General features: G+C 74.2%; 24 protein-coding genes and 1 pseudogene. 18 read left to right on the top strand and 7 right to left on the bottom strand.

Annotated elements, in window-relative coordinates:
* Positions 1-3: 3 nt before the first annotated feature.
* From IH25_RS0105405 to IH25_RS0105375, 7 genes are all read left to right on the top strand, one after another.
* The gene (locus IH25_RS0105405) at positions 4-429 is read left to right on the top strand and encodes a GNAT family N-acetyltransferase (RefSeq protein WP_030603720.1); all 426 of its coding nucleotides are present in this window, start codon (positions 4-6) and stop codon (positions 427-429) included.
* Positions 430-603: 174 nt separating this feature from the next.
* The gene (locus IH25_RS0105400) at positions 604-2,028 is read left to right on the top strand and encodes a hemolysin family protein (protein ID WP_030603717.1); all 1,425 of its coding nucleotides are present in this window, start codon (positions 604-606) and stop codon (positions 2,026-2,028) included.
* Positions 2,025-3,044, top strand: a complete 1,020-nt coding sequence (locus IH25_RS0105395; protein ID WP_030603714.1) for a hemolysin family protein — start codon at positions 2,025-2,027, stop codon at positions 3,042-3,044. The genes IH25_RS0105400 and IH25_RS0105395 overlap by 4 nt, the downstream gene beginning before the upstream one ends.
* 76 nt (positions 3,045-3,120) lie before the next feature.
* On the top strand, positions 3,121-3,918 hold the full coding sequence (locus IH25_RS0105390) for an SGNH/GDSL hydrolase family protein (RefSeq protein ID WP_030603711.1): 798 nt from the start codon (positions 3,121-3,123) through the stop codon (positions 3,916-3,918).
* A gap of 84 nt (positions 3,919-4,002) precedes the next feature.
* A complete protein-coding gene (gene purB / locus IH25_RS0105385) occupies positions 4,003-5,445 on the top strand; it encodes an adenylosuccinate lyase (protein ID WP_030603708.1) in 1,443 nt (480 codons plus the stop codon).
* Between the two features lie 38 nt (positions 5,446-5,483).
* Entirely contained in the window at positions 5,484-6,011 is a 528-nt protein-coding gene (mug, locus tag IH25_RS0105380) for a G/U mismatch-specific DNA glycosylase (RefSeq protein ID WP_030603705.1), read from the top strand.
* Between the two features lie 215 nt (positions 6,012-6,226).
* Complete coding sequence (locus IH25_RS0105375; protein ID WP_030603703.1) at positions 6,227-7,612, top strand: cellulase family glycosylhydrolase; 1,386 nt, start codon at positions 6,227-6,229, stop codon at positions 7,610-7,612.
* Positions 7,613-7,693: 81 nt separating this feature from the next.
* Here the strand turns inward: IH25_RS0105375 and IH25_RS0105370 are convergent, their stop codons facing one another.
* From IH25_RS0105370 to IH25_RS0105360, 3 genes are read right to left on the bottom strand one after another with little or no spacing between them, the layout of a single operon-like run.
* On the bottom strand, positions 7,694-8,137 hold the full coding sequence (locus IH25_RS0105370; protein ID WP_030603700.1) for a hypothetical protein: 444 nt from the start codon (positions 8,135-8,137) through the stop codon (positions 7,694-7,696).
* Positions 8,138-8,178: 41 nt separating this feature from the next.
* Positions 8,179-8,886: an ABC transporter permease gene (locus IH25_RS0105365; protein ID WP_030603696.1), complete on the bottom strand. Its 708-nt coding sequence runs from the start codon at positions 8,884-8,886 to the stop codon at positions 8,179-8,181.
* 2 nt (positions 8,887-8,888) lie between these two features.
* The gene (locus IH25_RS0105360) at positions 8,889-9,809 is read right to left on the bottom strand and encodes an ATP-binding cassette domain-containing protein (RefSeq protein WP_030603693.1); all 921 of its coding nucleotides are present in this window, start codon (positions 9,807-9,809) and stop codon (positions 8,889-8,891) included.
* A 107-nt stretch (positions 9,810-9,916) separates the two neighbouring features.
* On the opposite strand from IH25_RS0105360, the gene IH25_RS0105355 reads away from it, so the two are divergent.
* The 3 genes from IH25_RS0105355 (at position 9,917) to IH25_RS0105345 (ending at position 12,992) form a co-directional block, all read left to right on the top strand.
* Positions 9,917-11,071: a sensor histidine kinase gene (locus tag IH25_RS0105355; protein ID WP_030603691.1), complete on the top strand. Its 1,155-nt coding sequence runs from the start codon at positions 9,917-9,919 to the stop codon at positions 11,069-11,071.
* A gap of 14 nt (positions 11,072-11,085) precedes the next feature.
* Positions 11,086-11,742: a response regulator transcription factor gene (locus tag IH25_RS0105350; RefSeq protein WP_030603689.1), complete on the top strand. Its 657-nt coding sequence runs from the start codon at positions 11,086-11,088 to the stop codon at positions 11,740-11,742.
* A 95-nt stretch (positions 11,743-11,837) separates the two neighbouring features.
* Positions 11,838-12,992 (top strand): ROK family transcriptional regulator, encoded by a 1,155-nt coding sequence (locus tag IH25_RS0105345; protein ID WP_030603686.1) that lies wholly within the window; start codon positions 11,838-11,840, stop codon positions 12,990-12,992.
* Positions 12,993-13,904: 912 nt separating this feature from the next.
* On the opposite strand, the gene IH25_RS0105340 is transcribed toward IH25_RS0105345, so the two are convergent.
* Together IH25_RS0105340 and IH25_RS0105335 are read right to left on the bottom strand one after the other, a co-directional pair.
* A complete protein-coding gene (locus tag IH25_RS0105340; protein ID WP_030603683.1) occupies positions 13,905-14,666 on the bottom strand; it encodes a GntR family transcriptional regulator in 762 nt (253 codons plus the stop codon).
* Positions 14,667-14,947: 281 nt separating this feature from the next.
* The gene (locus tag IH25_RS0105335) at positions 14,948-15,832 is read right to left on the bottom strand and encodes an RNA polymerase sigma-70 factor (protein WP_030603680.1); all 885 of its coding nucleotides are present in this window, start codon (positions 15,830-15,832) and stop codon (positions 14,948-14,950) included.
* 135 nt (positions 15,833-15,967) lie between these two features.
* On the opposite strand from IH25_RS0105335, the gene IH25_RS0105330 reads away from it, so the two are divergent.
* From IH25_RS0105330 to IH25_RS0105320, 3 genes are all read left to right on the top strand, one after another.
* On the top strand, positions 15,968-16,798 hold the full coding sequence (locus IH25_RS0105330) for an alpha/beta fold hydrolase (protein WP_030603677.1): 831 nt from the start codon (positions 15,968-15,970) through the stop codon (positions 16,796-16,798).
* Between the two features lie 163 nt (positions 16,799-16,961).
* The gene (locus IH25_RS0105325; protein WP_030603675.1) at positions 16,962-18,548 is read left to right on the top strand and encodes an alkaline phosphatase D family protein; all 1,587 of its coding nucleotides are present in this window, start codon (positions 16,962-16,964) and stop codon (positions 18,546-18,548) included.
* 158 nt (positions 18,549-18,706) lie between these two features.
* Positions 18,707-20,158 (top strand): GNAT family N-acetyltransferase, encoded by a 1,452-nt coding sequence (locus IH25_RS0105320; RefSeq protein WP_245172706.1) that lies wholly within the window; start codon positions 18,707-18,709, stop codon positions 20,156-20,158.
* A gap of 94 nt (positions 20,159-20,252) precedes the next feature.
* On the opposite strand, the gene IH25_RS0105315 is transcribed toward IH25_RS0105320, so the two are convergent.
* Positions 20,253-21,518, bottom strand: a complete 1,266-nt coding sequence (locus IH25_RS0105315) for a trans-sulfuration enzyme family protein (RefSeq protein ID WP_030603669.1) — start codon at positions 21,516-21,518, stop codon at positions 20,253-20,255.
* Positions 21,519-21,578: 60 nt separating this feature from the next.
* Here IH25_RS0105315 and IH25_RS0105310 point away from each other — a divergent pair, with 60 nt between their 5' ends.
* Together IH25_RS0105310 and IH25_RS0105305 are read left to right on the top strand one after the other, a co-directional pair.
* A complete protein-coding gene (locus tag IH25_RS0105310; RefSeq protein WP_030339892.1) occupies positions 21,579-22,064 on the top strand; it encodes an Lrp/AsnC family transcriptional regulator in 486 nt (161 codons plus the stop codon).
* 53 nt (positions 22,065-22,117) lie between these two features.
* A complete protein-coding gene (locus IH25_RS0105305; RefSeq protein WP_030603666.1) occupies positions 22,118-23,806 on the top strand; it encodes a DUF885 domain-containing protein in 1,689 nt (562 codons plus the stop codon).
* 39 nt (positions 23,807-23,845) lie between these two features.
* Here the strand turns inward: IH25_RS0105305 and IH25_RS42135 are convergent.
* Positions 23,846-23,965, bottom strand: a pseudogene (locus tag IH25_RS42135) (SDR family oxidoreductase); the annotation flags it as partial.
* Between the two features lie 146 nt (positions 23,966-24,111).
* Here IH25_RS42135 and IH25_RS0105300 point away from each other — a divergent pair.
* The 3 genes from IH25_RS0105300 to IH25_RS0105290 all read left to right on the top strand — a co-directional run bounded on the left by IH25_RS0105300 (position 24,112) and on the right by IH25_RS0105290 (position 26,545).
* Entirely contained in the window at positions 24,112-24,780 is a 669-nt protein-coding gene (locus IH25_RS0105300) for a hypothetical protein (protein WP_030603663.1), read from the top strand.
* 153 nt (positions 24,781-24,933) lie between these two features.
* Positions 24,934-25,164, top strand: coding sequence for a ferredoxin (locus IH25_RS0105295; RefSeq protein ID WP_030603659.1), 231 nt, complete (start codon positions 24,934-24,936; stop codon positions 25,162-25,164).
* Positions 25,154-26,545: an NAD(P)/FAD-dependent oxidoreductase gene (locus IH25_RS0105290; protein ID WP_030603656.1), complete on the top strand. Its 1,392-nt coding sequence runs from the start codon at positions 25,154-25,156 to the stop codon at positions 26,543-26,545. Before IH25_RS0105295 ends, IH25_RS0105290 begins: the two co-directional genes overlap by 11 nt.
* The last annotated feature ends 29 nt before the right edge of the window (positions 26,546-26,574 follow it).

The following is a 26,574-nucleotide window of genomic DNA, read 5'->3' as shown; positions in this document are numbered from 1 at the left end:
GGCATGACCGACCTGCGCATACGTACCGCCGTTCCCGCCGACCTCGACTCCGTGCTCGCGTTCTGGAGGACGGCCGCCGAGGGGACGAGCATCAGCGACGACCGCGCCGGGGTGGAGCGGCTGGTGGCCCGCGACCCCGAGGCGCTGCTCCTGGCCGAGCGGGGCGGTGAGCTGGTGGGCACGGTGATCGCCGGCTTCGACGGCTGGCGGTGCCATCTGTACCGGCTCGCGGTGCACCCGGAGCGGCGGCGGCAGGGCATCGGCTCGGCGCTGCTGGCCGCCGCCGAGGAACGGTTCGTACGGCTCGGCGGGCGGCGCGCGGACGCGATGGTGCTGGTGCGCAACGAGACCGCGCACCAGGCCTGGGGCGCGGCCGGATACGGGCCCGAGGAGCACTGGCGGCGCTGGGTGAAGCCGCTCACGGACTGAGGCATAAGGGGCGGGAGGGGAGGCCCGACAAGCTTCTTTGCTCATCCTTTACTCTTGAGGGAGCACTCGGCTCTCTATGAAAGGTTGTGAGCGTCCGCCCATGGGCGAGCCTCCCAGTCCGCGACACCGCGCGTACTCCCCCACCCTGTCCGATCCTGGGACGGGGGTGACCCGATGACCGAAGTGCTCCTCCTCCTGGTGGCGATCCTGCTGTCGCTGGCCTGCGGCGCCTTCGTGGCGGCCGAGTTCTCGCTGACCACGGTGGAACGCGGCGCGCTGGAGCGGGCCGCCGCCCGTGGCGAGCGCGGTGCCGCGGGCGCCCTGAAGGCCGTACGGAACCTGACGTTCCAGCTCTCCGGCGCCCAGCTCGGCATCACCGTCACCAACCTGGTGGTCGGCATGCTCGCCGAGCCCTCGATCGCCAAGCTGCTCGCCGGGCCGTTCACCGCGCTGGGGCTGTCCCGGTCCACGGCGACCTCGGTCGCGCTGGTGCTGGGCACGGCCCTGTCCACGGTCGTCCTGATGGTCGTCGGCGAGCTGGTGCCGAAGAACTGGGCGATCTCCTCGCCGCTGGCCATGGCCAAGCGGGTGGGCAACGCCCAGCGCTGGTTCAGCGCGGCCTTCCGGCCCTTCATCGAGCACCTGAACACCACGGCCAACCACTTCGTGCGCCGGCTCGGTGTCGAACCGGCCGAGGAGCTGGCCTCCGCGCGCGGCCCGCAGGAGCTGGCCGCCCTCGCCCGGCACTCGGCCAAGGAGGGCGCGCTGGAGGCGGACACCGCGGAGCTCTTCGTGCGCACCCTGAACCTGGCCGACCTCACGGCCGAGAACGTGATGACGCCGCGCGTCCAGGTCGTCGCCCTGGACATGCAGGCCACCTGCGAGGACGTGGCCAACGCCACCCGGGCCACCGGCCTGTCCCGGTTCCCGGTCTACCGGGGCAGCCTGGACTCCGTCGTCGGCACCGCCCACATCAAGGACGTGCTGGCCGTCCCCGCCGACCAGCGGCGCCACCGCACGGTCGCGCAGATCATGCGCGAGCCGCTGCTGGTGCCCGAGTCGCTGACCGTCGACCGGCTGCTGGACCGGCTCGGCGGCCGGCGCACCATGGCCGTCGTCATCGACGAGTACGGCGGGACGGCCGGCGTGGCCACCCTGGAGGACATCGTGGAGGAGGTCGTCGGCGAGGTGCGGGACGAGCACGACCCGCACGAGACGGCCGACCTCGCCCCGGCCGGCGCCGACGAGGAGGGCCGCGCCCTGTACGCGGCGGACGGCGCCGTGCGCACCGACCAGCTCGCGCGCGTGGGCCTGCGCGCGCCCGAGGGGCCGTACGAGACGCTGGCCGGCCTGCTCGCCACCGAGCTGGGCCGGATCCCCGCCGTGGGCGACAGCGTCGAGGTGGCCGGCTGGCGGCTCGACGTCGTGGACGCCTCCGGCCGCCGGGCCGCCCGGCTGCTGCTGCACGCTCCCCTGGACGACGAACGGACCGACGTGGCCCGCAAGAGCCGCGGGACCGGTGCCGGGACCAGGCGGGACAGGACCGGACACCGCCGCGGGGCCGAGGGCACCCGCGGGACGCGGGAGGGGACCCGATGACCGCCGTACAACTGTTGATCGGCCTGTCGACCCTCGTCGTCAACGCCTTCTTCGTGGGCGCCGAGTTCGCCCTGATCTCGGTGCGCCGCTCCCAGATCGAGCCGCTGGCCCAGGAGGGCGACCGCCGCGCCCGCAGCGTGCTGTGGGGCCTGGAGCACGTGTCCGCGCTGCTGGCCGCCGCGCAGCTCGGCATCACGCTGTGCACGCTGGTGCTCGGTGTGGTCGCCGAGCCGGCGATCGCGCACCTGCTGGAGCCGGTGTTCCACGCGGTGGGCGTGCCGGCGGGCGCGGGTCACGCCGTGTCCTTCGTGATCGCGCTGACCCTCGCCACCTATCTGCACATGCTGCTCGGCGAGATGGTCCCCAAGAACATCGCGCTGGCCGAACCGGTGCGCAGCGCGCTGCTGCTCGGCCCGCCGCTGGTCACGCTCTCCCGGGCGCTGCGGCCGGTGATCTTCGCGATCAACGCGTTCGCCAACGGGCTGCTGAAGCTGTTGCGGGTGGAGGCCAAGGACGAGGTGTCGGCCACCTTCACGGACGCCGAACTCGCCGAGATCGTCAAGGACGCCGGCCAGGCGGGCCTGATCGACAACCGGGCGCAGGAGCGCCTGCACGACGCCCTGGAGCTGGGCAGCCGGCCGGTGCGGGACGTGGTCGTCCCCTTGCGCCGGGTGGTCTACGCGCGCGTCGGCGTCACCCCGGAGCAGGTGGAGCGGCTGTCGGCCGAGTCGGGGTTCTCCCGTTTCCCGGTGGTCGACACCGGGCGCCGGATCGTGGGCTACCTGCACGTGAAGGACGCGCTGGACGCCTCGCCCCGGGACATGCCGTTCCGGCTGCGGGACATGCGGCCCATCGCGCGGGTCCGGGAGAGCACCCCGCTGGACGACGTGCTCACCGCGATGCGCGGCAGCCGCACCCATCTCGCGGCCGTACTCGGCGAGGACGGACGGCTGGCGGGCCTGGTGACCATGGAGGACGTGCTGCGGCAACTGTTCGGCCAGCCCGCGGCCGGGTGACGCGACGGGGGCGTGCGCGGGGGGCTCCGGGGCGACCGACCGGCGGGTATGGCGCCGGGATACCATCGCTGTCGCCATGCAGACGAATTCCGCCTCTCCCGCCTCTCCCCCGTACTCCAGCCTGGTCGCGGTCGGCGACTCCTTCACCGAGGGCATGTCGGACCTGCTGCCCGACGGCTCCTACCGGGGCTGGGCGGACGTCCTCGCCGCGCGGATGGCCGCCCGCACGCCCGGGTTCCGCTACGCCAACCTCGCCGTCCGCGGGAAGCTGATCCAGCAGATCGTCGACGAGCAGGTGGAGGCGGCGGCGGCCATGCGGGCCGATGTCGTCACCCTGGTCGGCGGGCTGAACGACACCCTGCGCCCCAAGTGCGACATGGTCCGGGTCCGGGATCTGCTCACCGAGGCCGTGGAGCGGCTGGCGCCCTCCTGCGAGCGGCTGGTGCTGATGCGCAGCCCCGGCCGCCAGGGCCCGGTGCTGGAGCGGTTCCGGCCGCGCATGGAGCAGCTGTTCGCCTGCGTGGACGAGCTGGCCGGCAAGCACGGCGCCGTGGTGGTCGACCTGTACGGGGCGCCCGCGCTGGCCGACCCCCGGCTGTGGGACGTGGACCGGCTGCACCTGACGGCGGAGGGGCACCGCCGGGTCGCCGAGGCGGTGTGGCAGGCGCTCGGGTACGAGCCGGAGGACGCCGAGTGGCACGTGCCGATGGCGGCGACGGCCGCGCCGGACTGGGTGACACGCCGGATCGCCGACGTACGGTTCGCCCGGCAGCACCTGCTGCCGTGGATAGGCCGGCGGCTCACCGGCCGCTCCTCCGGCGACGGCCGCCCGCCCAAGCGCCCGGAACTGCTGCCCTACGAGTCCCGCGCCTGACCGGGAAGTGGCGTACGTCTCGTAGTTTCCGCCCACCGGGGGCATGGCGCTGGCCTGCACGAATCGCCAGTAGAATCTGGACACGTGACTTCAGCGCCCGCCAAGCCCCGCATCCCGAACGTCCTCGCCGGACGGTACGCCTCCGCCGAGCTCGCCACGCTCTGGTCGCCCGAGCAGAAGGTGAGGCTGGAGCGCCGGCTCTGGCTCGCCGTGCTGCGGGCCCAGAAGGACCTCGGCATCGAGGTGCCGGACGAGGCGCTCGCCGACTACGAACGCGTCCTGGACACCGTCGACCTGGCCTCGATCGCCGAGCGCGAGAAGGTCACCCGGCACGACGTGAAGGCGCGGATCGAGGAGTTCAACGACCTCGCCGGGCACGAGCACGTGCACAAGGGCATGACCTCCCGTGACCTCACGGAGAACGTCGAGCAGCTGCAGATCCGGCTCTCGCTGGAGCTGATGCGGGACCGTACGGTGGCCGTGCTGGCGCGCCTGGGCAAGCTGGCCGGCGAGTACGCCGAGCTGGTCATGGCCGGCCGTTCGCACAACGTGGCCGCGCAGGCCACCACCCTCGGCAAGCGGTTCGCGACCGCCGCCGACGAGCTGCTCGTCGCCTACGGCCGCGTCGAGGAGTTGCTCGGCCGCTACCCGCTGCGCGGCATCAAGGGCCCGGTCGGCACCGCGCAGGACATGCTGGACCTGCTCGGCGGGGACGCCGCCAAGCTCGCCGAGCTGGAGCACCGCATCGCGGGACACCTCGGCTTCTCGCAGGCCTTCACCTCCGTCGGCCAGGTCTACCCGCGCTCGCTGGACTACGAGGTCGTCACCGCGCTGGTGCAGCTCGCGGCGGCCCCGTCGTCGCTGGCCAAGACGATCCGGCTGATGGCCGGCAACGAGCTGGTCACCGAGGGCTTCAAGCCGGGCCAGGTCGGCTCCTCGGCGATGCCGCACAAGATGAACACCCGCTCCTGCGAGCGCGTCAACGGCCTGATGGTCGTCCTGCGCGGCTACGCCTCGATGACCGGCGAGCTGGCGGGCGACCAGTGGAACGAGGGTGACGTGTCCTGCTCGGTGGTGCGCCGGGTCGCCCTGCCGGACGCCTTCTTCGCCCTGGACGGCCTGCTGGAGACGTTCCTGACGGTGCTCGACGAGTTCGGCGCCTTCCCCGCGGTGATCGCCCGCGAACTGGACCGCTACCTGCCGTTCCTGGCGACCACCAAGGTGCTGATGGGCGCGGTGCGGGCCGGTGTCGGCCGGGAGGTCGCGCACGAGGCGATCAAGGAGAACGCGGTCGCCACCGCGCTGGCGATGCGCGAGCAGGGTGCCGAGCGCAACGACCTGCTCGACAAGCTCGCCGCCGACGAGCGCCTGCCGCTCGACCGGGAGCGGCTGGCCGCGCTGATGGCCGACAAGCTGTCCTTCACCGGCGCCGCCGCCGACCAGGTCGGCGTGGTCGTCGCCCGGATCGAGGAGATCGTGAAGCAGCGCCCGGAGGCGGCCGGCTACACCCCTGGAGCGATCCTCTGACCCGCGCGCCCCGCACCCCCCGCTTCACCCGGGCGGAGCTGGAGGCCGCCCGCGACCGCCTCGTCCCGGACGTGGTCGCGGACGGCCTCCGCGTGCTGTTCTGCGGTATCAATCCCGGGTTGATGTCGGCGGCGACCGGCCACCACTTCGCCCGCCCCGGCAACCGCTTCTGGCCGGTGCTGCACCTGTCCGGTTTCACGCCCCGGCTGCTGAAGCCGGCCGAGCAGCACGAGCTGCTGTCCTACGGGCTCGGCATCACCAACGTCGTGGCCCGGGCGACCGCGCGGGCGGACGAGCTGTCCGCCGAGGAGTACGCCGAGGGCGGGCGGCTGCTGGCCGAGAAGGTGGCGCGGCTGCGGCCGGGGTGGCTGGCCGTCGTCGGCGTGACCGCCTACCGCGCCGCCTTCGCGGACCGCACGGCCAAGGTGGGCCCGCAGGAACGGACCATCGGCGGCACCCGGATCTGGGTCCTGCCCAACCCCAGCGGGCTGAACGCGCACTGGACCCCCGCCACCATGGCGGAGGAGTTCCGGCGGTTGCGCGAGGCGGCCGGCGCGCCGGGCTGACCCGCGCCCCGAGCCGGCCGCTGCCCGAAAGGCCGGGCAAGGGCGCGTAGCACGTTTCGTGCGGGCCCGCCTCTGAGCAGCGATCACTCGGGGCGCCTCAGCGTTCACTGTCGTACGTCTGTACGCGCCTCGATCCACCGGTGTACGGTCTCGGGCCGATGGGCTTTGGGAGCGCTCCCATCACGCTGTTCCCGCTTCACCCGAGGAGGAACGCTTTGAAACGCATTGTGGCCCTGCTGGCGACCTGCGCCACGGCTGTGGGTCTCACGGCACTGCTCAGCCCGCAGCCGGCCGCGGCCGCCACCGGCTGCAAGGTCGACTACACCGTCACCAGCCAGTGGCAGGGCGGCTTCCAGGCCGGGGTGAAGGTCACCAACCTGGGCGACCCGGTCACCGGATGGACGCTGAAGTTCAGCCTGCCCGACTCCGGGCAGAAGTTCGTCCAGGGCTGGAACGCCACCTGGTCGCAGTCCGGTTCCACGGTCAGCGCCGCCGGCGTGGACTGGAACCGCACCCTGGCCACCGGCGCCTCGACCGACCTGGGATTCGTCGGCTCCTTCACCGGCTCCAACCCCAAGCCCTCGGCGTTCACGCTCAACGGCGTCGCCTGCACCGGCTCCACCGAGGAGCCCCCGACGGACCCCGACCCCAACCCGGGCACCGGCACCCCCGTGGGCGTCAACGGACAGCTGCACGTCTGCGGCGTCAACCTGTGCAACCAGTACAACCGCCCCATCCAGCTGCGGGGCATGAGCACGCACGGCATCCAGTGGTTCGCCAAGTGCTACAACAACGCCGCCCTGGACGCGCTGGCCAAGGACTGGAAGTCGGACCTGCTGCGCGTCGCCATGTACGTGCAGGAGGACGGCTACGAGACCGACCCGGCGGGCTTCACCAGCCGGGTGAACAGCCTCGTCGACATGGCCGAGGCCCGGGGCATGTACGCCCTGATCGACTTCCACACCCTCACGCCGGGCGACCCCAACTACAACCTGGACCGCGCCAAGACGTTCTTCGCGTCCGTCGCCGCCCGCAACGCCGCGAAGAAGAACGTGATCTACGAGATCGCCAACGAGCCCAACGGCGTGAGCTGGACGGCCATCAAGAACTACGCCGAGCAGGTCATCCCGGTGATCCGGGCCGCCGATCCGGACGCCGTGGTCATCGTCGGCACCCGGGGCTGGTCCTCGCTGGGCGTCTCGGACGGCTCCAGCGAGACGGAGGTCGTCAACAACCCGGTCAACGCCACCAACATCATGTACACGTTCCACTTCTACGCCGCGAGCCACAAGGACAACTACCGCGCCACGGTGAGCCGGGCGGCCTCGAAGCTGCCGCTGTTCGTCACCGAGTTCGGCACGGTGAGCGCCACCGGCGGCGGGACGATGGACCGGTCCAGCACCACGGCCTGGCTGGACCTGCTCGACCAGCTGAAGATCAGCTACGCGAACTGGACCTACTCCGACGCCAACGAGAGCAGCGCGGCGCTCAAGCCCGGCACCTGCGACGGCTCCGACTACAGCAGCAGCGGTGTGCTGACCGAGTCCGGGGCGCTGATCAAGAGCCGCATCAGCACCGCCGACTCCTTCCCCACCAGCTGACCCCCGGCGGGGCTCCGGACGGACCGGAGCCCCGATCCGGCGATTGGGAGCGCTCCCAATCAGTCTCGGTCCGGACCCGTCTCACGGCGGGTCCGTCTCCGTCACCATGCCGAGCAGTTGGAAGGGCAGCTCCTTGTCCCACTGGGAGATGCCGAGGGCGACCCAGCGGCCCGTCTCCGGTGCCCGCCACAGCAGGAGGTCCGGGACGTGGCCGCTGAGCCCGGCCCAGGGTTCGGCGAGCTCCTCGCCCGCCAGGGTCCGCTCGAACACGCTGTACAGGCTGAAGTGCCGGGGACTGCCCCACCGTTCGCCCAGCCGCTCGGCGAGACCGTCCCGGTCGGCCTCGAACTGCGCCTCGGTCTCCTCCCGTTCGCCGCCGTCGCCGTCCCAGAACTCCTCGCTGGCCTGTAAGGCGGCTATGTGGTAGCCGGGCCCGCTCTCGCCGTGCTCCGTCCTGCCGGGCACCGCCGGGAACTCCCGGGCGCACAGCAGCTCGATGAGGGTCAGGCACTCCGCGATGTCCATGCGGTCCAGTAAAGCGGGCACCACTGACAACTGGTCCCGCGTCAGGCGTCCCTGCGCCGCACGCCCCAGGCGCCCGCCGCCAGTACCGCCGCCGTCCACAGCGCGGTCACCCCGAGCCCGCTCCACGGGCCGAGGGCGCCGCCCCAGTCGCTGTGCAGGGCCACTTGGCCGGCCCGGTCGGGGAGGTAGTCGGCGACCGAGCCGGAGAAGTCACCGATGACGAAGGACACGATCAGCAGGAACGGGATCAGCACGGAGAGGGTGGCGACTCCGCTGCGCAGCACGGCCGCCACTCCGGCGGCGAACAGGGCCATCAGCGTCAGGTGCACACCGCAGCCGACCGCGCCGCGCACGCCCTCCGCCCAGCCGGGCGCGGACGCGCCGAGGGCCGCACGGCCCACCAGGAGCGAGACGAATCCGGTGAGCAGCCCGACGGCCAGCACCGGCAGGGCGATCGCCGTCGTCTTCGCGGCGAACCAGCGCCCCCGGTCGGGCACCGCCGTCAGCGTCAGCCGCAGCGCGCCGTCCCGGTACTCCGACGAGACGGCCGTCGTACCGAAGGCGATCGCGGCGATCTGCCCGAAGCTGATGCCGAAGTACACCGAGAACAGCGGGTCCGAGTCGGCGTCGACCGCGGCGAGCGGAGAGAGTCCGGCGATGGTGACGAACATCGCGGCGAGGCCGCCCAGCTGGGAGCGCAGGGTGCGGATCTTGATCCACTCGGCGTGGAGGACGGGGACGAAAGGCATGGTCAGGCCTCCTGGCGCGGTGCGGTGAACTCGGCTTCGGACGCGGTCAGATCGAGGTAGGCCTCCTCCAGGGTGGCCTCCCGGGCGGAGAGTTCCAGGACGGGGACGCCCGCCTCGGACAGCAGCCGGCCGAGGACGTCCACGCGCGTGTGCCGCACGGTCCAGGCCCCGTCCTCCTCACAGGAGGCGTCGTGGCCGTGCCGGGCGAGGAGATCGGCCAGGGCGGCGGGATCGGTGGTGCGGACGCGGACCTGGGGCCGCACGCGCGCGTGGATGAAGTCCCGCACCGGTGTGTCGGCCAGGAGCCGGCCCCGGCCGAGGATCAGCAGGTGGTCGGCGAACGCGGCGGTCTCGCCCATGAGGTGGCTGGAGACCAGGACCGTACGGCCCTCGGCCGCGAGCCGGCGCAGCAGGGTGCGGATCCACACGATGCCCTCGGGATCGAGGCCGTTGGCGGGTTCGTCGAGCAGGATCACCTCCGGGTCGCCGAGCAGGGCGGCGGCGATGCCGAGCCGCTGGCGCATGCCGAGGGAGTAGGTCCGCACCCGCTGCCGGGCCACGGCGGCGAGGCCGGTCTCCTCCAGCACGGTGTCGACCCGGCGGGCGGGTATCCGGTTGCTCGCGGCGAGGGCCAGCAGATGGCCGCGCGCGGTGCGCGAGCCGTGCGCGGCCCGGGCGTCGAGCAGGGCGCCCACCCGGCGCAGCGGCTCACGGAGCCGGGCGTAGGCGTCGCCGCCGAGGGTGGCGGTGCCGGCGGTGGGCCGGTCGAGGCCCAGAACGAGGCGGAAGGTCGTGGACTTCCCGGCGCCGTTGGGGCCGAGGAAGCCGGTGACCCGGCCGGGGCGGACGCTGAAGGTGAGGCCGTCCACGGCCCGCCGGCCGCCGTACTCCTTGGTGAGGTCGCGAACGTCGATGCTGGTCATGGCACCAGCCTGGCCGGGCCCGGCGGCCGGGGCCTCCCCCGCCGGCGGGGACCGCCTCCCCCGTGCGGGGGAGGCCCGTTGTCAGTGCCGGCTGCGACGATGAGGCCATGCCCCGCCTTCTGAGCCCGCTGCTGCGCGCGGCGACGTACACGCGCCTGCTGCATCTGTGGGTGCCGATGCTGATGGTCAGCGTCTGGCTCTTCATCGATCCGTCGACCCCGTGGATGCCCGCCCTGTTCCTCGTCCCGCTCGGCCTGGTGCCCGCGGTGCGGCGGGGCGAGGGGGTGCAGGCGCGGCTGATGCTCACGCCCGGCGAGCCGGACCCGGGCATCTCCGAGGCACCGGCGGCGACCTGGCGGGACCGGCTGCGTACGGTGCTGTGGCTGGAAGTGCGGATGGCGCTCGGCGCGGCGGCCATGTTCGCCTCCGTGTGGCTGCCCGCCGCCGCGTTCGAACTGGCGCGGTGCGCGTGGGGCGCGCCGTCGGCCGGGATGGCGCTGCCGGACTGGCTGCCGTCGCACCGCGCCTGGGCCCTGCTGACGCCGCTGCCGCTGCTCGTCTTCTACGGTGTCGTGGTCGCGCTCGGCGAGCTGATCACGGCCGCCGCGCGCCGGCTGCTCGGGCCGTCGGCGGCCGAGCGGCTGGCCGCGCTGGAGCAGCGCACCGAGCAGCTGCTGGAACGCACCCGGATCGCCCGGGAGTTGCACGACTCGATCGGGCACGCCCTGACACTGGCGGTGGTGCAGGCGGGGGCCGCGCGCGCGGCCGGCGATCCGGAGTTCACCGAGCGGGCGCTGGCCGCCATCGAGGACACCGGCCGGTCCGCGCTGGAGGACCTGGAGCGGGTGCTGGGCGTGCTGCGGGAGGCCGAGCGGCCGCTGAGCGCACGGCCCACGCTGACGGACGCCGGCCGGCTGCTGGAGTCGGCGCGGGCCTCGGGCGCGAAGGTCGACGCCGAGGTGACGGGCCCGGTGGAGGCCGTGCCGGGACCGGTGTCCCGGGAGGGCTACCGCATCCTCCAGGAGGCCCTCACCAACGCGCTGCGGCACGCGGGTCCGGTGCCGGTGCGGGTCCGGGTCGCGGTCACCGACGGCACACTCGCCCTGGACGTGCGCAATCCGCTGCCGGGCGCGATACCCGGCCCCGGGCGGGGCAGCGGTCTGCGCGGCATACGGGAGCGGGCCGCGCTGCTCGGCGGCAGCGCCGCCACCGGCCCCGAGGAGGGCGACTGGCGGGTGCGGGTGGAGCTGCCGCTGGGGTGATCTAGGCTGGCCGGATGCCGGTCACTGTCCTGCTCGTCGATGACGAACCCCTGGTCCGCGCGGGTCTGCGGGCCGTGCTGGAGGCACAGCCCGACATCGAGGTGGCGGGCGAGGCGGCCGACGGCGCGGCCGTCATCCCGCTGGTGCGCCAGCTGCGCCCCGACGTGGTCGCGATGGACGTCCGGATGCCGCTGATGGACGGCATCGAGGCCACGCGCGCGGTGCTGCGCACGGTGCCCGATCCGCCGAAGATCCTGGTCGTGACCACCTTCGAGGACGACGAGTTCGTGTACGAGGCGCTGCGCGCGGGTGCCGACGGGTTTTTGCTGAAGCGGGCCCGCCCGGCCGAGATCGTGCACGCGGTGCGGCTGGTCGCGGCGGGCGACTCGCTGCTGTTCCCGGCCTCCGTACGGCGGCTCGCCGCCCGGTACGGCGACGGCGGGCGGCCGGCGCGGGCCGCGCTGGAGCGGGCCCGGCTGACCGAGCGGGAGGCGGAGGTGCTGCGGCAGATGGCGCGCGGGCTGTCGAACGCGGAGATCGCCGCGCGGCTGGTGGTGAGCGCCGAGACGGTGAAGTCGCATGTGAGTGCCGTCCTGGCCAAGCTCGGCGCGCGCGACCGCACGCAGGCGGTGATCGCCGCCTACGAGTCGGGGTTCGTGGAGCCGGGCTGAGCGGGCCGCGACCGCGCGCGCAGCCCGGCACTCGCCGGGGTGCCCCCGGCCGAGTACGATCCGGCCAACACGCCCGCGAGCTGGGAGGACGGACGGTGGGGCAGCTGACCGGCGGCGATCCCTCGCTGCTGCGAAGGATCAATTCCGCGGTGGTGCTGCACGCGCTGCGCGCCACGGACTGCGCGACGCTCACCGAGATCACCCGGGTCACCGGACTGTCCCGGCCGACCGTCGAGGGCGTCGTGGAGGGGCTCATCGAAGGCGGTCTCGTGGTCGAGACGGTGGCCGACGAGGGGGGCACGCGCCGGCAGGGGCGGCCCGCGCGGCGGTTCCGGTTCCGGGCCGAGGCGGGGCATCTGCTGGGCCTGGAGATCGGGCCGCACCGGGTCGCCGCGCTGCTGTCCGACCTGGACGGCCGGGTGCTGGGCGCGCAGGCCAAGGAGGTCGGCGCGGGCGCCGGGGCGGACGAGCGGCTCGACCGGCTGCGCGGCGCGGTCGCCGAGCTGCTGCGCCGGGCCGGGGTCGCGCGCGGTTCGCTGCGCGCGGTGGGCGTGGGCACGCCGGGCATCGTGGAGGCGGACGGCACGGTACGGCTGGGCACGGCGCTGCCGGGGTGGACGGGGCTGCGGCTCGGGGAGCGGCTGAGCCGGTCCTTCCGCTGCCCGGTGCTGGTGGAGAACGACGCCAACGCGGCGGTGCTCGCGGAGCACTGGAAGGGGGCGGCGGCCGAGACGGACGACGTGGTGTTCGTGCTGGCCGGGCTGAGTCCCGGGGCCGGTTCGCTGATCGGCGGGCGGCTGCACCGGGGCTACGGCGGGGCGGCCGGGGAGATCGGCGCGCTGCATCTGCTGGGCCGGGAGGCGACGCCGGAGGCGCTGCTGTCCACCACCGACGAGCCGCTGCACCCGCTGGACGAGCAGGCGGTCGCCGAGGTGTTCGCGCTGGCGCGCGGCGGCGATCTGCGGGCGCGGGCGGCCGTGGAGCGGTTCATCCAGCGGCTGGTGCACGACGTGGCCGCGCTGGTGCTGGCGCTGGATCCGGAGCTGGTCGTGATCGGCGGCTGGGCGGCCGGCCTGGACGGTGTCCTGGAGCCGCTGCGCCGCGAACTGGCCCGCTACTGCCTGCGCCCGCCCCGGGTGGCCCTGTCGGTCCTGGGCGAGGCGGCGGTGGCCACGGGGGCGCTGCGGCTGGCCCTGGACCACGTGGAGGAGAAACTGTTCACCGTGGACGGCACGCTGACGCGCCGCTGAGCTTGGCCGCCGGCGCCGGCACTGAGCTTGGGCACCGGCACCGGCACCGAGCCTGGCCGCTGACGCTGAGCCTGGGCGCGGAGGCTGACCCTGGACGGCAAGGCCAACCCCTGGGCGCGGAGTGGGCACTGGCACTGAGCCCGGCCGCATAGCGGGGGCGAAGCGCTGAGACTGGACGCGGAGTGGGCGCGCGGAGCAGGCCTGGCGTGAGCGCGGGGTGCTGAGTCCGCCTGCGGAGTAGGGCACTGAACCCGGCCGCATGGCGGGCGCGAGACGCTGAGCCCGGGCGCGGAACGGGACGAGCGCGAGAGCGCGTGAGGTGCTGAGACTGGACGCGGAGTGGGCGGGGTCTGCGTACCGCCCCGGCGGCGTCGCGGCCGAATGCGGCCATGCAGAGAGCGCGGCCCAGCCGCCTCACCGCGATGGCCTGGCCGGACCCGGCGTGCCGTGACGGCGGTGTTCCGGCCCACCGCCCGCCGAGCAGGCGCCGGTCGGCGTACTCGCGCCGCGGAGACGCGGCCGAATGCGGCCTTGCGGAGAGCGCGGCCCAGCCGCCTCACCGCGATGGCCTGGCGGACCCGGCGTGCCGTGACGGCGGTGTTGCGGCCCACCGCCCGCCGAGCAGGCGCCGGTCGGCGTACTCGCGCCGCGGAGACGCGGCCGAATGCGGCCATGCGGAGAGCGCGGCCCAGCCGCCTCACCGCGATGGCCTGGCCGGACCCGGCGTGCTGTGACGGCGGTGTTCCGGCCCACCGGCCGCCGGGCAGGCGCCGGTCGGCGTACTCGCGCGGCGGAGACGCGGCCGTGGTGCGGGCGGCGTACCGCCGAGGTGTTCGCAAGCTCCTCGGTGCGGGGCCGCGATCGCTGTGCGGTCCCGCACCGCGGAAGTCCGTGGTGCCGGAGGCAGGAGGGTCAGGAGGCCCGCTGCTGCGGGTCGTGGTGTATCTCCACTCCCGCCGAGTCGCCGAAGGTGAGCCGGCAGGTGTCGGCGCGGTAGGTCGCCACCGACAGGACGGCGGTGCGGCCCTGGGCGAAGAAGCGGGTGGTGACGACGAGCACCGGGGAGCCGGGGAGCCGGTCCAGTGCCCTGGCGTCGTCCGCGCGCGCGGAGCCCAGCTCGACCGCGCGGTCCTCCCCCTCCAGGGACAGGTGCTGAAGCTCCCGCAGCACCGCACGCGCGCGTGCCGCGCCGGACGGGGCGTCGATCGCGGTCAGTCCGGGCACCGAGGCCGCCGGGATGTAGAGCAGTTCGGTGGCGACCTGCTGGCCGTGGGACATCCGGGAGCGGCGCACGGTGTGCACGGTTTCGTCCGCGCCGGTCTCCAGCGCGGCGGCGACCGCGGCGGGCGGCACCGCCTGGGCGCTGTCGACGGGCTGCCAGGCGTCTCCTGCGGCGCCGGGCCAGACGTGCTGCTCCGTGCCGACGGCCACGCCCACGCGCGGGGGCGCGACGGTCGTGCCGACCCCGCGCCGGCGCTGGAGCCGGCCCTCCAGCTCCAGCTGTTCGAGGGCCTGGCGGAGCGTGGCGCGGGCCACGCCGAAACGGGCGGCCAGATCCCGCTCGTTGGGCAGGATCTCGCCGACCGAGAACTCGGAGTCGAGTGCCTCGCTGAGGACGGTCTTGAGATGCCAGTACTTCGGTTCCGGTACCGATTCCAGCTGCGTGGTCCCCACCCTGTCCTCCGCGAGAGCCGTGGTCCGGCGGTTTTTGGCGCCCTTGTTTATTAAAGGTTGTTGCACTTCTCTGCGACCATAGGGCGGCACTCACCCTTGGTCAAGACCAATCCTCGGCCGCCCCGTCGGTATCCGGACGGCCGGCAGCGAAGCGTTCACGAGGCGTTCGCGCGCGCCGGTGTGTGTGACATCGCGGCAAAGCTCCCGTCGTACGGCGGGGACGACCCGGATACGGCGGAGCCCCCGCCGGGACGACGGGGGCTCGTGGGCGGGGCGGTGGCTCAGGGGGCGGTGAGGTGCCGGAGCTTGTCCGGGTTGCGGATGATGTAGACGGAGCTGATCCGGCCGTCGGCGATGTCCACCTGGAACAGGCTGTCGGGCTCGCCGCCGGTCAGGAGCAGCAGGGCGGGGCCGCCGTTGGTCTCCAGGACGCGGTGGGTCCGGTCGGCCGGGGCGGTGCGCGCGATGCCGACGAGGAAGCGGCCGACCTTGTCGGCGGTGTGCAGGACGCGCACCGGCGCCTTGGCCTTGCCGCCGCTGTCGCCGACCAGCCGGACGTCCGGGGCGAGCAGGGACATCAGCCCCGCCAGGTCGCCCTCGCCGGCGGCAGCGAGGAAACGTTCGGTCAGTTCGCGGCGCCGGGTGGGTTCGACGTCGTAGCGGGGGCGTCGTTCGGCCACGTGCCGGCGGGCCCGCCCGGCGAGCTGCCGTACCGCCGGCTCGGTCCGTTCCAGCAGCGTGGCGATCTCGGCGTACGGGTAGCCGAACGCCTCCCTGAGCACGAACACCGCGCGTTCCAGCGGGGACAGCGACTCCAGCACGACCAGGACGGCGAGGGAGACGGTGTCGGCGAGCACGGCGCGGTCGGCGGAGTCGGGGGCGGTGTCGGCGAACTCGGTGAGGTACGGCTCGGGCAGCCAGGGTCCGACGTAGGCCTCGGCGCGCCGCTGGGCCTGGCGCAGCCGGTCGATGGCCAGCCGGGTGGTGACGCGCACCAGGTAGGCGCGCGGTTCGCGGACCTCCTCGCGGTCGGCGTGGTACCAGCGCAGCCATGCCTCCTGGACCACGTCCTCCGCGTCGGCGACCCGGCCGAGCATGCGGTAGGCGACTGCCATGAGCAGGGGCCGGTGTTCTTCGAAGACGTCGGTGGCGGGCTGCGTGGTCACGGTGCCATCCCATCGTCACCCACCCGCCGGTGTCCACCCGGACAGGGGCGGTGCCCGCGAAGGGCTACCCGCCGGTAGGTGATTGCTGACAAGCTGTCTACGGCGTCCGTCGGCAGCACAGACGAGGAGCACCCCATGTCCGCCACCGTCTCCTTCCAGGTCCCCGCCCCCCACGGCCCGGGCGAGGTGACCGTGTCCTACGCGCGCGTGGGCCGCGGCGAACCGCTGGTCCTGCTGCACGGCATCGGCCACCACCGGCAGGCCTGGGACCCGGTCGTGGACATCCTGGCCACGGAGCGCGAGGTGATCGCCGTGGACCTGCCGGGCTTCGGCGCGTCCCCGGGTCTGCCGGAGGGGCTGGCCTACGACCTGCCGACCACCAACGCCGTCCTCGGCGCCCTGTTCGAGGCGCTGGACCTGGACCGCCCGCACGTCGCCGGCAACTCGCTGGGCGGCCTGCTCGCCCTGGAACTGGGCCGGGAGAAGCGCGTACGGTCCGTCACGGCCCTGTCCCCCGCCGGTTTCTGGTCACCGGCGGAGCGGCGGTACGCCTTCACGGTGCTGCTCGGCATGCGTGGCATCGCCCGGCGGCTGCCGCCGCCGGTGGTGACGGGGCTGTCCCGCACGGCGGCCGGCCGCACCGCGCTGACCAGCACCATCTACGCCCGCCCGGCGCGCCGTTCGCCGGCCGCGGTGGTCGCCGAGACGCGCGCGCTCGCGACGGCCACCGGGTTCACGGCGACCCTGCGGGCGGGTGCCTCCGTCCGGTTCACCGACGCCGTGCCGGGCCTGCCGGTCACGGTGGCCTGGGGCGCCCGGGACCGGCTCCTCGTGCCCCGTCAGGGCGTCCGCGCCAAGCGGCTCATCCCGCACGCCCGGCTGGTCCGGCTGCCCGGCTGCGGTCACGTCCCGATGAACGACGACCCGGCACTGGTGGCGCGGGTCATCCTGGACGGCAGCCGCTGACGCGCGCCTCCGGCCGGGCGGCGAGCGCGATCGTCCGCCGTGGCGCGCGGCGCCGACGGCCCGGCCGGCGACGGGAGTTCACCTCCGGTTCGCGTGCGCGCCGTACCGCCCCCGTAGGTGTGGCTGCGCACACTGGCCGGATCCCGTCCCTGGAGGCGCAGCCATGTCCCACCGTCCACTCCCGGGCCGCCGCAGCGTACTGCGCGGCTCGCTCGCCGCGTCGGCGGCCCTGACCCTGCCCGCCGGCCTCGGCACGGCCCCGGCGTTCGCCCGCTCCGGCCGCCCCGAGGCGGGCTGGGGGGTGCAGACCGGTGACGTGACCTCGGACTCGGGCCTGGTGTGGGTCCGCGCGGACCGGCCCGCCCGGATGATCGTGGAGACCTCGGCCACCGAGTCGTTCCGCGCCCCGCGCCGCTGGCACGGTCCGCTGCTGGGCGCCGGCACGGACTTCACCGGCACCACCCGGCTGCACGGCCTGCCCTCCGGCGAGCAGATCCACTACCGCGTGCTGCTCGCCGACCCCGACGACCCGCGCCGCACCGGCGAGCCCGTCACCGGCACCTTCCGCACGGTCTCCCGGCGCCGCCGGGACGGCGTGCGCTTCCTGTGGTCGGGCGACCTGGCCGGCCAGGGCTGGGGCATCAACCCCGACCTCGGCGGCTACCGCATCTACGACGCCATGGCCCGGCTGGACCCCGACTTCTTCCTGTGCAGCGGCGACAACATATACGCCGACGGCCCGATCTCCGAGACCCAGGCGCTGCCCGGCGGCGGCACCTGGCGCAACGTCACCACCGAGGAGAAGGCCAAGGTCGCCGAGACGCTGGCCGAGTACCGGGGCAACTTCCGCTACAACCTGCTCGACGCCAACCTGCGCGCCTTCAACGCCCAGGTGCCCTCGGTCGTCCAGTGGGACGACCACGAGGTGCGCAACAACTGGTACCCGGGCGAGGTGATCGCCACGACCGACACCCGGTACACCGAGAAGAGCGTCGACGTGCTCGCCGCACGCGCCCGGCGGGCGTTCAGCGAGTACTTCCCCCTCCCCACGCTGCGGCCGGGCGCCAGGGAGGGCCGCGTCTACCGGGTGCTGCGCCAGGGCCCGCTGCTGGACGTGTTCGTGCTGGACATGCGCACCTACCGCAACGCCAACTCCCCCGACGACCAGACCACCGACCCGCAGGGCATCCTCGGCCGGGAGCAGCTGGAGTGGCTCAAGCGGGAGCTGGCCCGCTCGCGCGCGGTGTGGAAGGTGATCGCCGCCGACATGCCGATCGGTCTCGTCGTGCCGGACGCGACGGAGGGCCGGCCGAACTTCGAGGCGGTGGCCCAGGGCGACCCGGGCGCGCCGCTCGGGCGCGAGCTGCAGATCGCCGAGCTGCTGCGGTTCGTCAAGCACCGGCGGATCACCGGCACGCTGTGGCTCACGGCGGACGTGCACCACACCTCGGCCCAGCACTACCATCCGTCCCGGGCCGCGTTCACCGACTTCGAGCCGTTCTGGGAGTTCGTCTCCGGGCCGCTGAACGCCGGCGCGTTCCCGGCCAGCCCGCTGGACGGCACGTTCGGCCCGGAGCGGGTGTTCGTGAAGGCGCCGACCGCGTCCAACGTCTCGCCGGCCGGCGGCTACCAGTTCTTCGGCGAGGTGGACATCGACGGGGGCAGCGGCGAGCTGACGGTGCGGCTTCGGGAGCAGGACGGCAGCGTGCTGTTCAGCCGGACGCTCCAGCCGGGCCGGGTCGGCCAGTAGGTCGGTCGGCAAGTCGGCCGGCAGGCGCACCGGCGGGCCGGAACGGGGAGGGTGACCGGTCGGCCGTAGAAAGTGCAATAAATGGGGCGGAGCATGCTTTTACTCGTCGGACACAATCAGTTCGTGATCGCGCAACACCCCTCCTGCACAGTGGCCGCATGACTCCGAAGATGCCTGATGCGACCCGGGCCCGGCACGGGCGGCCCGTGCACCACTGGCGGCGGGACGTCGTCGAACTCGCCGCGCTGTTCACGGCGGTCGCCGTCGCGGACGCGGTGGCCAACCTGATCGGGCACGGGCCGGACGGACCGGCCCTGCTCGTGATCTCGGCGATCGTGCTGGCCGCGACGGCGGGCTTCCACGTGTGGTGGTCACGCCGCCACGGACACGCGCCGCCCGTGAGCGATACCGGTGCCCGGCCGGCCGCCGAGACGCGGCCGGCCGGGCCGTCCGAGCAGCCCGGCGCCCCGGTGGCCGCCCTTACCGGCCCCGGCACGCTGTGGCGGATGCGGACGACGGTGCGGGACGAGCCGGGTTCCCTGGCCGCCCTGTGCACGGCGCTCGCCGGGCACCGGGTGGACATCCTCAGCCTCCAGACCCACCCGCTGGCCGACGGCACGGTGGACGAGTTCCTGCTGCGGGCGCCGGGCACGCTGACGGCGGCCGGCCTCACCCGGGCGGTCGCACTGGCCGGGGGCACGTCCACGTGGATCGAGCGGGCCGACGCCCACGATCTGGTCGACGCGCCGACCCGGGTGCTGGGACTGGCCGCCCGTACCGCGCTGGACGCCTCCGAACTGCCGCTGGCGCTTCGGCAGTTGCTGGGCCGGTGCACGATCCGGTCGCTGCCCGCCGCACCGGCCGGCGGCGGCCGGGGCCCGCTGCCGGTGCCCGCCGAGGGCGTGCTGGAGGACACCGTGATGCGGCTGCCGGCGCCCGAGGGCGGGGTGCTCACCGTGGAGCGGCCGTATCTGCCGTTCACCCCGACGGAGTTCGCGCGCGCCCGGGCGCTGGTCGACCTGGACGGCCGGCTCGGACCCAGGATCCCCCGCGGGCAGGACGTGCTGACGCTGCCCGAGGGCGACGACATCACGGTGCGCCGGGTCGACACCGACGATCTGGCCGCGGCCAGGGCGATGCACGACCGGTGCTCGGCGCGGACGCTGGGGCTGCGGTACCACGGCCCGGTCGGCGACGCGGACCGCTATCTGAACCATCTGCTCAGCCCCCGCTTCGGCCGCACCCTGGCCGCGCAGACCGCCTCCGGCCGGATCGTCGGCCTCGGGCACCTGCTGTGGGACGGCGACGAGACCGAGGTCGCGCTGCTGGTGGAGGACGAGTGGCAGCGGCGGGGCGTCGGCGGGGAACTGCTCGGCCGGCTGGTCGGGATGGCGGCGGAGGCCGGGTGCGCGAGCGTGTACGCCGTGACCAAGGCGTCCAACACCGGCATGATCGCCGCGATGCGCGCCCTGGGCCTTCCCCTGGACTACCAGATCGAGGAGGGCACCCTGGTCATCACGGCCCGCCTGGACATCCCGGGGCACGCCTCGGCCTCCTCGCCCGACCCCGCCGTCCACCACCACCTCACCGACCCGGTCCACCGGGACTGACGGCCGCCGAACGGCCGCGGCCGGCCCCCGCACGGTCCGTCCCGTGCGAGGGCCGGCCCCCGTCTCAGCCCAACGCACCGCCTCCCGCTTCAGCTCAACGCACCGCCCCCGCTTCAGTTCGGCGCACCGCCGCCCGCGGCGCCTCCGCCCGCTGCCGTTCGCGCGGAGCGCCCAGTGCCCGGTCCAGGTCCGCCCACAGGTCGTCCACGTCCTCCAGGCCGACGGACAGGCGCAGCAGACGGTCGGTCACGCCCGCGCCGCGCCGGTCGTCGGCGTCCACGATGCGGTGGCTGATGGACGCGGGGTGCTGGATGAGCGTGTCGACGCTGCCCAGGCTCACCGCGGGCGTGACGAGCCGGACCCGGGAGATCACCTCGTGCGGGTCGTCGTGGACCTCGAAGGCGACCATCGCGCCGCCCAGGCGCGGGTAGCGCACCCGGGCCACCCGCGGATCCGCGGCGAGCCGGCGGGCCAGTTCGGCGGCGTTCGCGGAGGCGGCCCGCACCCGCACCGGAAGGGTGGACAGTCCGCGCAGCAGCAGATAGCCGGCCAGCGGATGCAGGACACCGCCCGTGGCGAACCGGATCTGCCGCAGCCGCCCCGCGAACTCCTCGTCGCAGGCCACCACCCCGGCCAGCACGTCCCCGTGGCCGCCGAGGTACTTGGTGGCGCTGTGCAGCACCAGCCGCGCCCCCTGCTCGGCCGGCCGCTGGAGCACGGGCGTGGCGAAGGTGTTGTCGACGAGCAGCGGAACCGGGCCGCAGGCGTCGGCGACGGCCCGCAGATCGACCTCGGCGAGGGTCGGATTGGCCGGGGACTCGACCATCACCAGCCCGGTGTCCGGGCGCAGCGCGCCGGCGATGCCGTCCGGGTCGGTCCAGGTGACCTCCGTACCGAGCAGCCCGGCGGTCAGCAGGTGGTCGCTGCACCCGTACAGCGGCCGTACCGCCACGGCGTGCCGCAGGCCCGTCGCGACGGGGGTCCCCCCGTGCGCGCGAGGCCCGGCGTGGGGGGCTGCCAGCAGCACCGCGCTGAGCGCGGCCATCCCGCTGGCGAAGGCGACCGCGGTCTCGGTGCCCTCCAGCCGGGCCAGCGCGGTTTCGAAGCGGGCGACGGTCGGGTTGCCCAGCCGGGCGTAGACCGGCGGTCCCGCCAGGTCGGCGCCGTCGGTGGCGAAGGCGTCGATGCGGGCGGCCTCGGCCCGGCTGTCGTAGGAGGGGTAGGTGGTGGACAGGTCGATCGGCGGGGCGTGCAGGCCCTGCCGGGCCAGATCGTCGCGGCCGGCGTGCACGGCCTCGGTGGCCAGGGCTCTCGGTGCGGTGCGTACGCCGTCGTAGGCACCGGTGCTCGCTGTGTCCATGGGCGCAAGGGTGAACATCGGCCGGTTCACCGGGGGCGATCGCCGTGCTACGTTCGGCACATGGCCGAGTCCGTCGTACTGGATCCGGTGGATCTGCACCTGCTGCGGCTGTTGCAGAACGACGCCCGGACCACCTACCGGGACCTCGCCGCGCAGGTGGGTGTGGCCCCGTCGACCTGTCTGGACCGGGTGACCCGGCTGCGCCGCTCGGGCGTGATCCTCGGCCACCGGCTGCGGCTGGACCCGGCCAAGCTCGGGCGCGGTCTCCAGGCGCTGCTGTCGGTGCAGGTACGGCCGCACCGGCGGGAGTTGGTGGGACCGTTCGTGGAGCGGATCCGGGCGCTGCCGGAGGCACGGTCGGTGTTCCATCTGACCGGCCCGGACGACTACCTGGTGCATGTGGCCGTCGCGGACATGGCCGACCTCCAGCGGCTGGTGCTGGACGAGTTCACGGCACGGCGCGAGGTGGCCCGGGTGGAGACCCGGCTGATCTTCCAGCAGTGGGAGTGCGGGCCGCTGCTGCCGCCCGGGCACGCCCAGAGCTGAATACCGCCGTACCCGGGTGACGCGGAGATCCCCGGCGTACGAGGATGGGCCGCATGTCCGATACCCAGATCCCGCTGCCCCGTCAGGTCGCCGACGCCTATGTGGACGACCTCATCGCCCTCGACCCGGTCACCGGCACCTATCTCGGTGTGCGGGAGAGTTCGAGCCGGCTGCCCGACTACTCGCCCGAGGGCTTGGACGCGCAGGCCCGGCTGGCCCGGGACACGCTCGCGCGGCTGGACGAGGCGGAGCGGCGGCCCGGCGCCGACAGCGACGTGGAGCGGCGCTGCGGACGGCTGCTGCGGGAGCGGCTGACCGCCCAGCTCGCGATGCACGAGGCCGGCGAACACCTGCGTGAGGTCGGCAACATGCACACGCCCGGTCACGCGGTCCGGGAGATCTTCACGGTCACCCCGGCGGAGACGGAGGAGGACTGGGCGGCGATCGCGCAGCGGCTGCGCGCGGTGCCGGAGGCGTTCGCGGGCTACCGCGCCTCGCTCGAACTCGGCCTGGACCGCAAGCTGTTCGCCGCGCCGCGGCCGACCGCCACGTTCATCGGCCAGCTGACCGAGTGGGCGGACACCGGCGAGGGCCGCGGCTGGTTCGAGGACTTCGCCGCCGTGGGGCCCGAGGCCCTGCGCGCGGAACTGGACGAGGCGGCACGGGCGGCCACCGGTGCCGTGGTGGAACTGCGGGACTGGCTGCGTCAGGTGTACGCGCCGGCCATCGAGGGCGCCCCGGACGTCGTCGGCCGGGAGCGGTACGCCCGCTGGGCCCGCTACTTCAACGGCACCGACCTGGACCTGGACGAGGCGTACGCCTACGGCTGGGCGGAGTTCCACCGGATCCTCGGCGAGATGCGCGAGGAGGCGGAGAAGATCCTGCCCGGCGCCGCGACGCCGTGGGTCGCGCTCGCGCACCTGGACGAGCACGGGCGGCACATCGAGGGCGTGGACGAGGTCCGCGACTGGCTCCAGGGCCTGATGGACCGGGCGATCGAGGACCTGGACGGCACGCACTTCGAACTGGCCGAGCGGGTGCGCCGGGTGGAGTCGCGCATCGCGCCGCCCGGAGGCGCGGCGGCCCCCTACTACACGGCCCCGTCGGAGGACTTCTCCCGGCCCGGCCGCACCTGGCTGCCCACGATGGGCCAGACCCGCTTCCCGGTCTACGACCTGGTGTCGACCTGGTACCACGAGGGCGTGCCCGGCCACCACCTCCAGCTCGCGCAGTGGACGCACGTGGCGGACAGCCTCTCCCGCTACCAGGCGACGGTCGGCATCGTCAGCGCCAACGCCGAGGGCTGGGCGCTGTACGCGGAGCGGCTGATGGACGAGCTGGGCTACCTCGGCGACCCGGAGGAGCGCCTCGGCTATCTGGACGCGCAGATGATGCGCGCGGTGCGGGTGATCATCGACATCGGCATGCACCTGGAGCTGGAGATCCCGGCCGACTCCCCGTTCCACCCGGGCGAGCGCTGGACCCCGGAGCTGGCGCAGGAGTTCTTCGGGGCGCACAGCAGCCGCCCGGCGGACTTCGTGGAGAGCGAGCTGACCCGGTACCTGACCATGCCGGGCCAGGCCATCGGCTACAAGCTGGGCGAGCGGGCCTGGCTGCTGGGCCGGGAGCGGGCGAGCGCGCGGCACGGCGCCGGCTTCGACCTGAAGGCCTGGCACATGGCGGCGCTGTCCCAGGGTTCACTGGGCCTGGACGACCTGCTGGACGAGCTGTCCCGGCTGTAACCGCCCCGGCCGGCACGGGCGCGGATCCGGGCGCCCGCCTCAGCGCCGGAAACCACCTTCGGAGTTGACGACCTCGCCGTTGATCCAGCCCGCCTCGTCGGAGGCCGGCCAGGCGATGGCTGGACCGGACGGCCGTATCCAGGTGGGTCGGCCGGACGGCCGTATCCGGGTGGCGCGGTCGACGCGGAGGTGGCGCGCTGGTGCCAGGTGCTGTCGTCACACTCCCGCCGCCCGGAGCGCGATGCGGGGAGGGCGGGAGTGCCGGTGGCAGGGGCCTGGCGGCCGAGAGGGAAAGGCGGGCCGGCATGCGGGAGAACGCGCCGGGGCACAGCGCGCTGCGGACGCCGCGCGCCGCCGGCCTGGCCGGGATCGTCTTCGCGCTGCTCCTGGCGGCGGCGATGGTCCTGGTCAGGCTGGGTGTCCCGGAGGGAGCCGACGCGGTGACCGCCCGGGGCTTCACGGACTCCGGGCACCGCGACGCGCTGCGGGCGGCGCTCGCGCTGGTGCCGTTCGCCGGGATCTTCTTCCTGTGGTTCCTCGGCGCGATCCGCGCGCACGTCGGCGCGGTCGAGGACAAGTTCCTCGCCACCGTCTTCCTGGGCAGCGGACTGGTCTTCACCGCCACGCTGTTCGGGGCCGCCGCGGCGGCGGGTGCCGTGCTGGAGGTGGCCCATCCGCCGGGTGTGCCGCCGCTGCCGGCGGCGTGGGACTTCGGCCGCCACCTCGCCTACACGCTGATGACCGGGTACGCCATGCGGATGGCGGCCGTCTTCGTGTCGTCCCTGTCGGTCATGGGCCACCGGCTGGGCGTGCTGCCCCGCCCGCTGACGATCGCGGGCTTCGTCACCGTGCTGGTCCTGCTCTTCGCGTCGTCGAACGTGCCGTGGGCGGAGCTCGTCTTCCCGGCCTGGTCGCTGCTGACCGGCCTGCACATCCTCAGGGCGGGCCGGGGCCGGGGCAGGGACGCCGGGTAGGCCGCCGGGCGCTCACTCGATCGGCGTGCCCGGCGCGCGGGTCCCCCGTCCGCGCTCGCATGCTGGCGAGCGGGGGTGACCACCGTCCGGAGCCCGCCCGCGCGAACCGTGTGGCGCGTCCCGGACCTCGCCATGGGAAAGGGCGGAGCGTCGATGAGGCTTGTCGTCGATCTCAACAAGTGCCAGGGGTACGCCCAGTGCGCGTTCCTCGCGCCCGATGTCTTCGCCATGCACGGCGAGGAGTCGCTGCTGTACGACGCGCGCCCGGAGGAGGAGCAGCGGGAGCGGGTGGCGCGGGCCGTGGCCGCGTGCCCGGTGCAGGCGATCACCGCCGACGGCCTGGACCGCGCGGGCGAGTCCCAGGGGGCGTCCGATGTCCGCTGACCACATGGAACGGCTCAGGCGCGAGGGACGGATCGTGATCGTGGGCGCCTCGCTGGCGGGCCTGCGGGCGGCCGAGACGCTGCGCGCGGAGGGCTTCGCCGGTGACCTGACCCTGATCGGGGACGAACCGCACGAGCCGTACGACCGGCCGCCGCTGTCGAAGTCGGCGCTGCTGGGCATGGCGTCCCCGCTGCGCACGGAGCTGCCGCGCCGCCGGGAGATCGACGCGAAGTGGCGGCTGGGGGTCGCGGCGACCGGTCTGGATCTGGCGGCCAAGCGGGTCCGGCTGGCCGACGGGGACGAGGTGGAGTACGACCGGCTGCTCATCGCGACCGGGGTGCGCGCCCGGCCGTGGTTCAAGGAGGAGGAGGCCCGGCTGGACGGGGTGTGTGTGCTGCGCACCCGCCAGGACGCGGCCGACCTGACCCGGCGGCTGCGGGCGGGGCCGCGGCGGGTGTTCGTCGTCGGCGCCGGGTTCGCCGGTTCGGAGGTGGCCTCGGCCTGCCGGGAGATGGGTCTTCAGGTCAGCATGGCCGAGCGGGCGGGGGCGCCGCTGGTGGGCGCGCTCGGTGGAGTGGTCGGCGCGGTCGCGGCGGACCTCGCGACGGAACACGGCGTGGACCTGCGCACCCATGTCACGGTGACCGCCCTGGAGGGGGACCCGGCCGGCCGGGTGCGGGCCGTCCACCTGTCCGACGAGAGCGTGGTCGAGGCGGACGTGGTCGTGGTGTCGCTGGGGTCGCTGCGCAACACCGAATGGCTGGCCGGGTCGGGGCTGGGTGCCGGGCCGCGGGGCGTCGCCTGTGACGCGGGCTGCCGGGCCTTCGACTTCCGGGGCATCGTCACGGACGACGTGTTCGTGGCGGGTGATGTGGCGCGCTCCCCGCACGCGCTGTTCGGCTACCAGTTCCTGTCGCTGGAGCACTGGGGCAACGCCGTGGCGCAGGCGGAGACGGCCGCGCACAACATGATCTGTGACGGCGCCGACCGGCGCCCGCACCTGTGGATGCCCGCCTTCTGGTCGTCGATGTTCGGGGTCAACATCAAGTCGGTCGGCGTACCGCCCATGGGCGAACAGCTGATGATCACGCAAGGCTCGCTCGCCGAGCGCCGGTTCGTCGGGGTCTACGGCCACCAGGGCCGGGTCGTGGCCGCCGTGACCTTCGACAACGCGCGCTGGCTGGAGTTCTACCAGCGGCAGATCGAGCGGGGCGCGCCGTTCCCGGTGGAGTTCCCGACGCTGGACCGCCGTCCGGAGGGCCGGCAGCCGGTGCCGGCCGGTTTCCCGGACCCGTCGCTGCCGACCCACGGCCCCATGGTGACCCTCAGCGGTTACTCGCCGGCCGACCAGCAGCTGGTCTTCCACCCCGCCCGGCACTGAACCGCCGGCCCCGACGCTGTCAAGGAACC

The sequence above is a fragment of the Streptomyces achromogenes subsp. achromogenes genome (assembly GCF_000720835.1).
GTDB lineage: Bacteria > Actinomycetota > Actinomycetes > Streptomycetales > Streptomycetaceae > Streptomyces > Streptomyces achromogenes.
This window is presented reverse-complemented; position numbering and strand designations above follow the sequence as displayed.

Bases quoted from the DNA above. Each gene is read 5' to 3' on its own strand.
- IH25_RS0105330 (WP_030603677.1), top strand. From the start codon at position 15,968: ATGTCCGCCACCGTCTCCTTCCAGGTCCCCGCCCCCCACGGCCCGGGC.
- IH25_RS0105325 (WP_030603675.1), top strand. From the start codon at position 16,962: ATGTCCCACCGTCCACTCCCGGGCCGCCGCAGCGTACTGCGCGGCTCG.
- IH25_RS0105405 (WP_030603720.1), top strand. From the start codon at position 4: ATGACCGACCTGCGCATACGTACCGCCGTTCCCGCCGACCTCGACTCC.
- IH25_RS0105290 (WP_030603656.1), top strand. From the start codon at position 25,154: ATGTCCGCTGACCACATGGAACGGCTCAGGCGCGAGGGACGGATCGTG.
- IH25_RS0105295 (WP_030603659.1), top strand. From the start codon at position 24,934: ATGAGGCTTGTCGTCGATCTCAACAAGTGCCAGGGGTACGCCCAGTGC.
- IH25_RS0105370 (WP_030603700.1), bottom strand. From the start codon at position 8,137: ATGGACATCGCGGAGTGCCTGACCCTCATCGAGCTGCTGTGCGCCCGG.
- IH25_RS0105395 (WP_030603714.1), top strand. From the start codon at position 2,025: ATGACCGCCGTACAACTGTTGATCGGCCTGTCGACCCTCGTCGTCAAC.
- IH25_RS0105305 (WP_030603666.1), top strand. From the start codon at position 22,118: ATGTCCGATACCCAGATCCCGCTGCCCCGTCAGGTCGCCGACGCCTAT.
- IH25_RS0105315 (WP_030603669.1), bottom strand. From the start codon at position 21,518: ATGGACACAGCGAGCACCGGTGCCTACGACGGCGTACGCACCGCACCG.
- IH25_RS0105355 (WP_030603691.1), top strand. From the start codon at position 9,917: ATGCCCCGCCTTCTGAGCCCGCTGCTGCGCGCGGCGACGTACACGCGC.
- IH25_RS0105320 (WP_245172706.1), top strand. From the start codon at position 18,707: ATGACTCCGAAGATGCCTGATGCGACCCGGGCCCGGCACGGGCGGCCC.
- IH25_RS0105300 (WP_030603663.1), top strand. From the start codon at position 24,112: ATGCGGGAGAACGCGCCGGGGCACAGCGCGCTGCGGACGCCGCGCGCC.
- IH25_RS0105310 (WP_030339892.1), top strand. From the start codon at position 21,579: ATGGCCGAGTCCGTCGTACTGGATCCGGTGGATCTGCACCTGCTGCGG.
- IH25_RS0105365 (WP_030603696.1), bottom strand. From the start codon at position 8,886: ATGCCTTTCGTCCCCGTCCTCCACGCCGAGTGGATCAAGATCCGCACC.
- IH25_RS0105390 (WP_030603711.1), top strand. From the start codon at position 3,121: ATGCAGACGAATTCCGCCTCTCCCGCCTCTCCCCCGTACTCCAGCCTG.
- IH25_RS0105350 (WP_030603689.1), top strand. From the start codon at position 11,086: ATGCCGGTCACTGTCCTGCTCGTCGATGACGAACCCCTGGTCCGCGCG.
- IH25_RS0105400 (WP_030603717.1), top strand. From the start codon at position 604: ATGACCGAAGTGCTCCTCCTCCTGGTGGCGATCCTGCTGTCGCTGGCC.
- IH25_RS0105360 (WP_030603693.1), bottom strand. From the start codon at position 9,809: ATGACCAGCATCGACGTTCGCGACCTCACCAAGGAGTACGGCGGCCGG.